The sequence below is a fragment of the Colwellia demingiae genome, assembly GCF_007954275.1.
GTDB classification, from domain to species: domain Bacteria; phylum Pseudomonadota; class Gammaproteobacteria; order Enterobacterales; family Alteromonadaceae; genus Colwellia; species Colwellia demingiae.
Genome location: NZ_VOLT01000011.1, coordinates 56,179 through 67,176, shown reverse-complemented (window position 1 = coordinate 67,176; position 10,998 = coordinate 56,179). Strand labels below are relative to the sequence as shown.

13 protein-coding genes are annotated in these 10,998 nt (G+C 37.4%); 1 reads left to right on the top strand and 12 read right to left on the bottom strand.

Annotated features, from left to right (window positions below; translation table 11 throughout):
• Positions 1-58 precede the first annotated feature (58 nt).
• Positions 59-772, bottom strand: coding sequence for a DUF3313 domain-containing protein (locus ESZ36_RS18330; protein WP_146790550.1), 714 nt, complete (start codon positions 770-772; stop codon positions 59-61).
• Between the two features lie 184 nt (positions 773-956).
• Between ESZ36_RS18330 and ESZ36_RS18325 the strand changes: the two genes are divergently transcribed.
• Positions 957-1,970, top strand: a complete 1,014-nt coding sequence (locus ESZ36_RS18325) for an AraC family transcriptional regulator (RefSeq protein ID WP_146790548.1) — start codon at positions 957-959, stop codon at positions 1,968-1,970.
• Positions 1,971-2,141: 171 nt separating this feature from the next.
• Here the strand turns inward: ESZ36_RS18325 and ESZ36_RS18320 are convergent, their stop codons facing one another.
• From ESZ36_RS18320 to ESZ36_RS18270, 11 genes are all read right to left on the bottom strand, one after another.
• Positions 2,142-3,671 carry an alanine/glycine:cation symporter family protein gene (locus ESZ36_RS18320; RefSeq protein WP_146790546.1) on the bottom strand — a complete coding sequence of 510 codons (1,530 nt, stop codon included), beginning with the start codon at positions 3,669-3,671 and terminating at the stop codon, positions 2,142-2,144.
• A 47-nt stretch (positions 3,672-3,718) separates the two neighbouring features.
• Complete coding sequence (locus ESZ36_RS18315; protein WP_146790544.1) at positions 3,719-4,861, bottom strand: M14 family metallopeptidase; 1,143 nt, start codon at positions 4,859-4,861, stop codon at positions 3,719-3,721.
• Between the two features lie 105 nt (positions 4,862-4,966).
• Complete coding sequence (locus ESZ36_RS18310) at positions 4,967-5,476, bottom strand: TlpA family protein disulfide reductase (protein ID WP_246129168.1); 510 nt, start codon at positions 5,474-5,476, stop codon at positions 4,967-4,969.
• Between the two features lie 262 nt (positions 5,477-5,738).
• Positions 5,739-6,008, bottom strand: coding sequence for a hypothetical protein (locus tag ESZ36_RS18305; RefSeq protein ID WP_146790542.1), 270 nt, complete (start codon positions 6,006-6,008; stop codon positions 5,739-5,741).
• A gap of 97 nt (positions 6,009-6,105) precedes the next feature.
• The gene (locus ESZ36_RS18300; RefSeq protein ID WP_146790540.1) at positions 6,106-6,540 is read right to left on the bottom strand and encodes a GNAT family N-acetyltransferase; all 435 of its coding nucleotides are present in this window, start codon (positions 6,538-6,540) and stop codon (positions 6,106-6,108) included.
• Positions 6,541-6,707: 167 nt separating this feature from the next.
• Positions 6,708-8,117 carry a M28 family peptidase gene (locus ESZ36_RS18295; RefSeq protein ID WP_246129167.1) on the bottom strand — a complete coding sequence of 470 codons (1,410 nt, stop codon included), beginning with the start codon at positions 8,115-8,117 and terminating at the stop codon, positions 6,708-6,710.
• Positions 8,118-8,185: 68 nt separating this feature from the next.
• Positions 8,186-8,500, bottom strand: coding sequence for a hypothetical protein (locus ESZ36_RS18290; RefSeq protein ID WP_146790538.1), 315 nt, complete (start codon positions 8,498-8,500; stop codon positions 8,186-8,188).
• Positions 8,501-8,755: 255 nt separating this feature from the next.
• Positions 8,756-9,046: a YkgJ family cysteine cluster protein gene (locus tag ESZ36_RS18285; RefSeq protein WP_146790535.1), complete on the bottom strand. Its 291-nt coding sequence runs from the start codon at positions 9,044-9,046 to the stop codon at positions 8,756-8,758.
• A 107-nt stretch (positions 9,047-9,153) separates the two neighbouring features.
• Positions 9,154-9,486, bottom strand: coding sequence for a hypothetical protein (locus tag ESZ36_RS18280; RefSeq protein ID WP_246129166.1), 333 nt, complete (start codon positions 9,484-9,486; stop codon positions 9,154-9,156).
• Positions 9,487-9,945 carry an SMI1/KNR4 family protein gene (locus tag ESZ36_RS18275; RefSeq protein WP_146790533.1) on the bottom strand — a complete coding sequence of 153 codons (459 nt, stop codon included), beginning with the start codon at positions 9,943-9,945 and terminating at the stop codon, positions 9,487-9,489.
• A 419-nt stretch (positions 9,946-10,364) separates the two neighbouring features.
• Entirely contained in the window at positions 10,365-10,745 is a 381-nt protein-coding gene (locus ESZ36_RS18270; RefSeq protein ID WP_146790531.1) for a VOC family protein, read from the bottom strand.
• Positions 10,746-10,998 lie beyond the last annotated feature (253 nt).

The window sequence follows — 10,998 nt, the reverse complement described above, 5'->3', positions numbered from 1 at the left end:
TCCCCTGGTTGATTAATCATTGTTTTTATAACGTTATATTTGACTAGTGATACTAGGATTATGCTTCACCGTGCTTGTCAGCACGTATTTCAACTAAGCGGTCAACAAACTTTGCAGCCCACATATCCAGTAACTCTTTAACCACTGTCATATTATCTTCGCCTGAGTTGGCGATGGTGGTATCAACATATTTAGTACTAATGGCAGCAAGAATTCTTTCTCGGCGAATGCCTTTTAAAAATTCGATTTCAACGGAGACTTTGGTGGTGACATCACTCTTGTCAGTTATTTGCAAATAAGCAAAGTTACCAGCATTCATTACCATGCGAAAAGGAACAAAATCGGTAGGCATTAACTCAGGTTCATCAAACTTTACCCCAGAAAATGCACCTTGTATGATGATTGTTCTCGGCCCCATAAGCTCAACAACTTTATAGTTATTGGCAAGCAATCTAGCGCGCATTTGTTGATGGAAATATTGTGACAATTGATCCAGCTCTTCAGGGCTGAATTTAGCTTCAGGACTCGGTGTTACCCACATTTCAAAAGGCACTAACTTAACTCGTTTCATATCAGCAATCATGTCTATGGTGAAATTTTTACTTCGATAAACCTTGGTATAATCTGGGTCATAAACATCTTCAAACCCTTCGTAGTCTTTGAGAAAACCTGATTGTTGTTGATCAGTAATATTCATACACCCACTGAGCAACAAAGTAACCAGTAAAATAGTGGTTACTGTAGAAAACGTCTTTTGTACTTTTAATAACATAACAAGCCTAGATAAATGAATTATTTACAGCGCTATAATGCTAGAATTTAGTTAATCTAGCTCAACATCTTGTGCCATTTACTGTGCCAAATAGGACAATCTACATTAAGTAGATTAATTTCTAGAGCTAATTAATATGTTCAACGACATGATGTTGCCCGTATAAGTAATCCATAGAGAATTTATGAGCCAAACGACCCTTGCCACTATTCCTCGCCTCATCGGCCAAGTACTTTCTATTTATGATATAGCGCCCGAAGCCGTTTTTTCAGCTGCAGGGATAAATATCAGTGATAACGCTCAAAACCGAGTACCGATGGATAAAATGGCTAAATTGTGGGCACTAGCGGTACAAGAAACTAAAAATAATGAACTTGGTTTAGTCGCCGCTACATTGTTTCAACCCACTTATTTGAAAAGCATTGGTATGGCTTGGCTTGCTAGCGAAAATTTAGAAGAAGGTTTAAAGCGTTTTATTGCCAGTAGTCAATTGATCAATACCGACATGAAGATAGCGTTAATAGAGCGTGATGGTCCAAACGGTGAAGAAGTGTTAATACAATACCAACGTCAGTTAACGACCAATAACAAAATTAAAGCCCATCATTGTGCTATTGAACTGGGTATTGGCTTTTTCTTGAAAATGTTTCGATTAGTGGCCGGCAAAAGTATTCCCGCTACTGGGGTATATTTCACTTTTGCCATTGAAGACAATAACCAAGCTTATAAAGATTATTTTCAATGCCCTGTTTATGGCAATCAAGCAGTAAATGGTATTTCATTTTCCAAGGTTCTGCTAACTGAAACGTTGCCGACGCATGATGTTGAATTAGTTGAAATGAACGAAATGGTCATCAACAAACATTTAGCTGCTATGGATAATGGCGAGACCAGTAGTCAAGTCATTAAAATAATTAATGAATTGTTACCTTTAGGCTGTCCAACAGAAGAAATAATTGCCTACAAACTACATATGAGTAAACGTACTTTGCAAAGAAAACTGAGTATAGAAAAACAATCATTTTTAGCCCTACTAACATCAGTACGCCTTATGTTAGCTAAACAAAAATTAGCCATTAAAAACACATCAATTACTGAAATAACCTACCAATTAGGTTACAGCTCACCCAGTACTTTTGCCCGTGCTTTTAAAAAGCATACCCAACTTTCTCCCCTTGAATATCGTAGCCAATTATAAAGCTAGTCATGTAAGTGTAAAATCTATTAATCCTACTTAGCTTATAAATACCAAGAGTATTCCTAACAAGTAATAAATAACAAATACCCTGTACTTCGCACTCTTTCCTCAAAAAAATCCAATAAAAAAGCCGTTCATGATGAACGGCTTTTTTCAAATCAATGAGGTTAACTAACCTGCAGTGTCTTTGTTCGTTTCTTTATTTGCTTCAGGGTTTTCCTTAGCAAAACGCTCTTCCCAGAAATCTGCATTTTCAATGCCTAATTTCTTCGGGTCGAAAGTGAACTTTGTTACGCCTGCTTTTTGCTGTGCTTCATAATCTTTTAATGCTTTTATCGCAGGTTTTGCCATAAAGAAGATAATGATAATGCCGATGATATTAAGCCATGCCATCAAACCAACACCAATATCGCCCATACCCCAAGCTGCGCTTGGTTGTGCTACCGTTCCATAAAATACTGCAGCCATCATTACCAATTTTAAAACAAATCGTAATGCCGGAACTTTAATGGTTCGGTTGATATAAGAAACATTATTTTCTGCAATAAAGTAATAAGCAAGTACTGTAGTAAAAGCAAAGAAAAATAACGCAATAGCGATAAAAGGTTTACCAAAACCTGTTAACACGCTGTCCACGGCAATCTGCGTAAATGCAGGACCACTGATAACAACATCGGCTGCAAGGTTTTGAACTAGAAAAACGCTGCTTCCTTCAGGCATTACATTGTAAGACTTAGTAATTAAAATCATAAATGCGGTAGCTGAACAAACAAATAAGGTATCAATATAAACAGAGAATGCTTGAACTAAACCTTGTTGTGCAGGATGTTCAACTTCTGCAGCTGCTGCCGCATGAGGTCCTGTTCCCTGACCAGCTTCGTTTGAATAAACACCACGTTTAACACCCCAACCTATTGCAGCGCCAAAACCAGCCATAGGCGTAAAGGCATCAGTGATTATTGACATGAAAATAGCAGGCAAAATATCAAGGTGTAATGCAATAATAACACAAGCAATTATGATATAAGCTAATGCCATAAATGGTACAACAATTTGAGTGAAGTTAGCGATACGCTTTACGCCACCAAAGATGATAAAACCTAAGATTAAAACAATAAGCGTTGCTGCATATACCTTAGTTAAAGGCAAGTCTCCTAAAAATGAAGGTACTGTGCCACCGTTACCAAAGACATTAACCAGTGCATCGCCAATACCGTTAGACTGAACAACGGGTAATAACACACCACAAGCTATTATCGTTGAAATAGCGAATATCCATGCATACCATTTTTGTCCCATCGCTTTTTCAATATAATAAGCTGGGCCACCACGGTAAACACCGTCTTCTTCTTCTTTATAAATTTGCGCGTTGGTAGATTCTATATAGGCTGTTGCGGCACCAAAAAATGCCACAATCCACATCCAAAAAACAGCACCTGGACCACCAAAACCAATTGCCGCAGCAACACCAGCAATATTACCAGTACCTACACGACCTGATAATGAAACAGCTAATGCTTGAAATGATGAAATACCTTTGTCTGAACTTTTACCTGACAGTAATAAGCGAAACATTTCTCTAAAGTGACGTAATTGAACGAAGCGCGTTAGTATGGTGAAAAATAAACCTGTACCTAAACACAAATATATAAGCGCAGGGCTCCAAATGACACTGTTAATACTATTGACTAATTCTTGCACAGTTAACTCCTGTTGATTATTATTATTTTTGTTGTTCTTATTTTAAACTAGCGTAAGTCATCTACCATATGATAAACGCCAGTTAGGAAGTCTCTGCCTAGTATGCTACTGCGCTCGTCAGACCAACCGACAATGTAATCAGGCAATAAGTCATTATCTTTAAATGGCATTTCGATGGTGTAAGCTAAACACTTAAATTGGTTACCAACCCAGTTAGTACCCACAGTAGTATTTGCTTTACCTGGCTCGTCTTTGTCATAACCACGTTCATCTTGAAATTCAGGTGTGATAGCGATCATAATTTCTTTAAACTTATCTTCAAGTGCTTTATGACGAGCATCATAAGCAACAACGCCTTCACAACCAGCAACAAAGTTTACTGGTAAAGCTTCGTCGCCATGAACGTCAAGGAACATATCAACACCTGTTGCTAGCATTTTTTCGCGTACAAGAAATACTTCAGGGCTTCGTTCCATCGTAGGCTCTAACCACTCACGATTTAAGTTTGCGCCAACAGCATTAGTACGTAAATGACCACGTGCACTTCCATCTGGGTTCATATTAGGCACAATATAGAATACCGTTTTGTTTAACAAAGCACGGGCAACGCCATCATCTTCATCAAGTAAACGGTCTAACATACCTTCAACAAACCATTCGGCCATAGTTTCACCTGGATGTTGGCGAGCAGTGATCCAAACTTTACGTTTACCTTCGCCTTCTTCACCAATTTTAAGCAACGTCATATCACGGCCATCAAGTGTTTGACCTAACACTTGTAACTGACAATCAAGGTGCATTTGCGCATTATGAATTAAGTCTTGATGACGTTCATAGCTATAAGGTGCAAAGTAGGCAAAATATACCGAGTCATATTCAGGGGTTAACGTGATAGTAAGTTTTTCACCATCATATTGGGTAGGTACACGGAACCAATGTTCACGATCATAAGAAGCAACTGCTTGGTAATCTTCCCAACCTTCAACATAAGCCGCTTTGCCAGCATTGTTTAAATGCATTACATGCTCTAGACGATCGCCATTAGCACTTAGGTCAGTTTGCAACTTAAAGTGAAACCATTGATAAAAATCAGACTGATTGTCTTTTTTTATTTCTAGTTGAATATTGCTTGCATCAGATGCATCAATAACTCGAATGTTACCGCTGTCAAAATTGTCAGTAATTTGCATAATAATTATTTCTTAGATTGTTTGGTATAAAACCAATGAATAATTGAATAAGACAGTGTACACAAACAATTTGAAGATCACTATACAGATCTAATTAAATATTTTTTATAATGATCGTAAATATAGCCCTAATTCGGAAGAATATCCCATAGATTTGCCAATAATCACATTTTCTTCATTTAAAACGTAATAACTGGGATAACCACTGATTTCAAAAGCATGCTTAATTGCTTCATTACCCAAGGCAATAGGAAAGGTTAACTGATGTTGGCTGGTAAAACCCATGACTTCTTTCGTACCGGTATAGTCCATTGCTATGGCAACAACATCTATATGCTCGTTCTTTTGAAACAAGGCTTGTAAATTACCGATGCTGGCATGACAAACCTGACACCAAGGTGCAAAAAAATACAATATAGTGGTTTTGCCTTGAGCATTTAAGGAAACGGTATCGCCCATCAAAGTTGGGACTTTATCTATGTCTAGACCTTGAGTGGCAGTGACAACTTCTTTCAACGGCGTATCTGTCGCTAACATACTGGTTTCTCTTAGAAAAGAAAGCAGTTGAAAGGCAACTAGAAAGATAATAGCTTGAATTGCAAAACTTCGTAGCAAAGGAAATTCCAGAAATAAATAAATGTGTCTAGCTTAATAGACCCGACTACCCTCATTTTTATTTTGTAAAATATTGTCTAGATTTTTATGAATATGTGATTTGCTTTAAGATTATTCTTTACTATCGGATAATAGGATTAACTTGCGAGCGGTTAATTAAAGAAGATGTTAATACTTGAAAGCCGTAATCAAAGGCTCTTAGAAGGTTTTATGGCTACTTTATTAAGGTATGTTCTTTACTTAATAGAGTAGCCATATAAGTTTATTTATCTTTGTTCTTAAGTAATTTTCTAATGAGCGTGGACACTAAAAATGAAACACCAAAACCAACAACAAAATAGAGTACAAGCGCAAAGGTTTCCAAATTAGACGTATAAGACTCACCACTTTCAAGCAGGCATTTAGCGGAGGAATAGTCAAAAGCGCCGCCGTGATCTAAGCAATCATCAACCACTAAAAAGGTATGTAGCGACCAAATAACAAATAAACTAGTTAAAACACCAACGAGTGTCGGTAGAAGTGTACGGTTCATATAATAGTAAAACCTAAGCTGGGAGTGTAAAAGCGAGTAGAGTAACAGATAAAATGAAGTGAAACTGCACTCACGTGACAAGTTATAACTTTAACCTTTAACTAGAGCTGCTATAAACATCCGGTTGATGCAATTCCATGAAAGATGCCGGAGAGCTTAATGCGGTAAAGCCAAATTGCTGATATAAACCATGGGCATCACTAGTAGCCAGTGCCATTCGGCGAATTCCTTGTAACTTTGGATGTGCTATAATTTCTTGCATTAACCACTTGCTAAGCCCTTTACCTCTATGCTCTTCAAGTACAAAAACATCAGATAAATAGGCAAACGTCGCGTTATCAGTAATCATGCGAGCAAAAGCAACTTGATTACCACCATGAGTAAAAACACCAAAACATAAAGAATTATTAATGGCTGTTTCCATGGTGTTTATTGGAATATTCTTAGCCCAATAAGACTGAGACAAGTAACCGTGAATGACGGACAAGTCCATATCGTTAATTTGTGAACTGATTTTATAACCTACAACCAATGAAAACTCCTCAAAGTACTCGCTTTTGCATACAAGTTACCATGGCTTAAAAACAAGTTCGATAGTTTACACTTTTATTACGGAAATAAAAAAGCACCGAGTAATTGCCCAGTGCTTTTTAATTAACTTAAGTATTCGTAGTCAAATGTTTTATATTTTCAGTTCAGTTATTTACCAATAATACGTGTTTTAGCATTTGCTGCCATGTAGGCAAATATTGCATAGCTTGCAACATTGTGACGTAATTTTGCAGGATCTATTTTATCAAGCGTATCATCTGCGGTGTGATGATAATCAAAATAATCGGTACCATCTTGCGATAAAGCAAAAGCAGGAACCTTAAACGGTCTCAGTGGAATAAGGTCTGGTCCGTTTCGCGCAGAGTTATTAGCGATGTACTCAACATTTAACGGTTTTAACATAGCAGCAATTTCGCTTACCAAAGGTAATGAGCTAGCATGAACATTAGATTCAAAAGCCCAGATTTTATCTGCACCAAAATCAGACTCTGCTGCCGCTACAATATTTGAAAGCGTTTTTTCATTTGCTTTTGCATAAGCTTTAGCGCCCCATAAACCAAATTCTTCTGCAGCAAATAATACTACTCGAATACTACGTTTAGGCTGACCTTTTAAGGTGGCGAATTTTGCTGCAGCCATTGTAATAGCAATACCTGCGCCATCGTCTAATGCACCAGTACCTAGATCCCAAGAATCTAAATGACCACCAATCAGTACATGTTCATTAGGGAATTCACTACCGGTAAACTCACCAATAACGTTGTAAGAAGTGCCCTCACCCATTGATTTCGCTTGCACATTAATATTGATCGTTACTGGTTTTCCTAATGCGACTAAACGATGTAATTGATCAGCATCTGCATTTGATATAGCTGAAGAAACAATTTTAGTTACCCCTTCTTCATAATGACTACCACCAGTATGAGCAAAACGATGAGTTGCAGTACTTACTGAACGCATTACATAACCTACAGCGCCTTTTTGTGCGGCGACTACTGCACCACGACTTCGTGCTTTAACCGCAGGTCCGTAACCATTGCCATCCCGGTCACGATCCATACGGTAGTTAATAAAAACGATTTTACCTTTAGCAGCATTGTCAGCAGCATTTTCTAATTCAGCTAAGTTTTCAAATTCAATTACTTGAGCTTCAATACCCTCTTTAGGTGTACTAATACTATTACCTAGCGCGGTTATATGAAGTGTTTGCGGTGCTGGACTAACAACAGCCGCCGATTCAGAGTAACGAATCCATTTAGGAAAAGTAGCTGGCTCGGTCCATACTTTGTCAAAGCCCATTGCTTTAAACTGAGCTACCGCCCATGCTACACCAGCTTTATCTCCTGGAGTACCGGGCATTCTAGGCCCTACTTCGGTCGTTAAAGACTCTACTAAGTTCCAAGCGAGGTCACTTTCAAGGGCCTGCTTTTTTATGTCTGCAACTTGCGATAACTGTTCCGCAGTAAAGTTATCGGATTTCGCGTGTGCTTGTGAAGTATTAAAGCTTAATGAAGCAAAAATCAGTGCTGATATCACTGAAGTAAAACGTTTATTCATAGAGTAATGCCTACTATTATTTAAGTAAGTGGGTAAATAAGTAAGATGAGATTTTCGACTAAACAGGCTTAGCGTTTTTTCTTTTTCATACTGACCACGTCTCTTGCTATAGCAAGTAACTCAGGAGAGATATCATCAGCACCACTTTTAATTAATTTGCTGACATCACCTGATGAAAATAGTGAACCGCGCTCAGATTTTACGCCTAATGATCTAACGTAATCTTTTGTTTTACCTGTGCTAGCAGTATCAATATATTTAAAAATTATTTGTTCATTAAAACCCTGTGGCTCTTGCTTCAAAGTTTCGATGGTTTCAGTCAGTGTTTTAATCTCTGACTCTAGTGTTGCAATTAAATCTGCTATATCTGTATATGGATTCATGAAGTTATTTGGCTCTTATTGGATTAACTGACGATGCAATAACGCACCCAGAATAGGTACAAGTGAATTTACCTCACTTGATTTTTTACTATTGTACAGTGAAAAAAACTGAGTAAATAGTTTAGCTGTACTCAGATCGTACTTTTATTGAAAGCACTAATGTTGTCATTAAGGAAATGAATGTGTACAACATCAATGTTGGAATGTAAATTTGCAGGGTAAAACCCTGCTTTATGATTGATAATGCAGAAGAGACTACATTTTTTCTTCTCGCTCTTCTATGCATTCATCGGATCCCATCTCAAATATTCGACAAACCCAAGGTCTGTTCTCATAAATACTACACATGAGGGTATCTCGATCCAATGCTGAGCACCAACCATCATCAAAACGTAACATGGTTTCTTTACCATACTCATCAACATAAACATGTCGATCAGGAACCCCTGTTTCAGTAAGAAGCATAACTTCTAAACTACAACAACATGCCTCACAGTTTGCACAAGTGACTTCAGGAACCGGTATGTTTTTTACTTTAATGGTCATAAACTACAACAAAAAATTTAATGGCGGCTAGCATACGCTAAACGCGAAGCTTTCACGAGTTGATAGCGCACTAACTACACATTAAATGGATAAATTTTTACAGCACATTACGCCACAGTAAAAGAAAATGTTAATTTACAGTCAATGTATTTGAGCATGCGGTTCACTATTAGCGGAATATCAACAATACCCGACGCCGAGTCAGAGTTGACAGAAACAAAGATATCGCATGCTTCAATCTCAATTCGTTGACGAACGTAGTAATCATTTATATCTTCAAAATTTTGCTGAGTTAGCGGTACACAAGCGACATAACACTTATTTTCTAAGTCTTCTTTATGGGTAGAGCCTAAAATTTCTCGCACTAAAGAATAGGCCTGAAACTTATCTAAACTAAGAAATCGGAAGCTTATTTCAGCTTCCATATTAGAATTATTCACCTAACTACCTTCAAGTTCATTGAACTGCGCTAACCATTGGCTAAACGAATCGGAAACTTTTTCAATGGTGCACAGCCCATGGTTATAAAACCATACAGGTACATCTACTTGCTTATTGTCACACTCAGCAAGTTTGAAACAAAACATATTTCCCTTACAATCTGAAGCAAATAAAGCATGCCCTTTTGGCATACCACTCATTTCATATAACTTGGAGAGTGAAGATACATCATCTAGGCTTAAAAAGTCTTGAACATCCGGTATTTCAGCATTTAAATCAACGATTTTAGTTAATACATTGGGTGTATGAACCAAGCCATAAGTCGATATTAAATATTTATATGAGTCGGGTAAATAGGCATTTAATTCTGTTTCAAGTGCTTCAATATCATGTTTGTCAATCGGAACCATCGTATGTTTAGTCCCCCAATTTTTTACAAATAGATCAATACTCTTCACGCAGTGACACTCCAAAACTGATAACACCCTTATTAATGGGTAAAAAATGTTAGCTAAAAATAGGTAGTAGGCAGAAATTAGCCAACTTATGAGAGGTTCATCTTGTACACAACTGAATAGTTGATAACCGTGCTTATAATAACGCACTATTTAGGGCATGGGTTAGAGAATTATTAGAGCGTTTACACGCTAATATTTAAGGCTTGTGGCGTTTTTGAATGAAAGCACATGAAGTAGAATAGAGTAAACCTACTTGAGAAAAGCAATAACCATAACAATGTAAAAATCTGACTGTGTTTGTCTACAAAGTTATAGTTATAGTTACTGTTCGCATGAGCTTATTAATAAGCTATTTCACGGTTAACAAAACTCATTTTCATGACCGTGAACTTAGCTTAAATGGTCAGGTTTTTTAAATATTAAGCTAGACGATGAAGCGCACAAATTTTGTTGTCTGATGGATCGCGTAAATACGCTAGATAAAGCTTACCAATTGCACCATCACGCGGCCCAGGAAGATCTTCACAAGTTGTACCGCCATTAGCGATACCAGCTGCATGCCATGCATCAGCAATAGCCGGGCTTACCGCGGAAAAACCAATAGTAGTACCATTTCCATTACATGCTGGTTTTCCATCTATGGGTTTACTCAGCGCAAAAATACCACTGTCAGTAAAATAAAAGCAGCGACCTTTTTCATCAATTACACCGGTTTCGTATCCCATAGCGCCAAGGATGGCATCATAGAAAACCTTTGATTCTTGTATATCATTTGCACCAATCATAACATGACTAAACATTGTCTCTCTCCTCGTTAAAATATAGATACACCGAGTAGCTGTATAATCTATAACACCCAAAGAATGGGCTAAAAATTGTTTGTTATAACATTGAGTCAGTTACAACTCACCCATTATCGTGGTTATTTTAGGTGTAGACGCTTTACGCTTACCTAAGTAATAGCAATAACTTAAGTCACCAACGATACCATAGAGTTAATAACTATTTCACCATTGATTGCTACATTAATATTGTGGTGTAGAAATATTTTTT